Raw genomic sequence first — 956 nt, 5'->3', positions numbered from 1 at the left:
TGAAATGGTGATATGTATTTCGTACTGCCGATTGCGGCTCACTTGTGGTTGGTGTGTACAGTTCTATGGGTAATTGATAGGGGTAGCGATCGTGGCTCCAATCTTCGATCACCGATTTAACGTGATTCAAAATGTAATGCAGGGCGCTGAACAATCTCGCATAAACGAGGCGAGACCCGTAGAACAGGTGTAAATGCTCACCATTGTATTGGTTGATGTAATTGAGCGGAATTTTATAATTCACGCTCAAGTCGTCTTCATTAGTTGGAGTGACCGGGTCATTACTTTGCAACAACCAGTGTTGGTGCTTGCGCCAAAAGGCAATGTCGGCCGATAGCATGTCCGGCCAAGCGGTGATCGGGAGGTGTGAACGATGGGGGTCACTAAAAGATATGAGGTCGTTACCCTCGCCGTGCAGTTTTTGTAATTCGCTATTGAGCTGATAAATCGTGTTAGGGTCAGCTTGCTGCCATAGGCGCTGCTTTTCTTCTTCACTATTACTTTCTAAGTACCCAGGCAGATAACGTTCATAAAGTCGTTCTTCTAACATAACTACTCTCTGAAAAGGCATCTGTTGATAGAAAGTATATACGCAGAAATGGGAAGCACAGTTCTTTACGATGTCTCATGAAGCCGATAAAAGCTCTGGATGAGATCGTGACGAATGCGCCTCCTAAGTGCTTGATGAGCAACGTTGTGCTTATCTCGATTATGATAAATGAGCTTGTAGTCAATAAGTTGGTTGTTTATCGGGCAGGGCAATATTTTCAGCTTTAGGGCGTCTAGTAATCAACGCGTAAAGTCGTTCAAACTGCCGTAGTCACCACCACAAACCGCTCGTCTTGTCCCCATCTTGGTTCCGCATTCATTAAATTGAGCTCCAACGCCGTTTGGTATGGGTCAACAGCAAAATGGTCGCTTACTAACCCCCAGAGCATCCAGTTGATTGCGGTTTC

At 45.4% G+C, this 956-nt stretch carries 1 pseudogene; it reads right to left on the bottom strand.

Annotated elements, in window-relative coordinates:
• Positions 1 to 550, bottom strand: a pseudogene (locus R8N47_RS23920) (hypothetical protein); the annotation flags it as partial.
• Positions 551 to 956 lie beyond the last annotated feature (406 nt).

Source organism: Vibrio sp. 2132-1 (genome assembly GCF_033344315.1).
The sequence above is the reverse complement of the archived record's forward strand: the minus strand, read 5'-3'. Positions and strand labels throughout refer to the sequence as shown.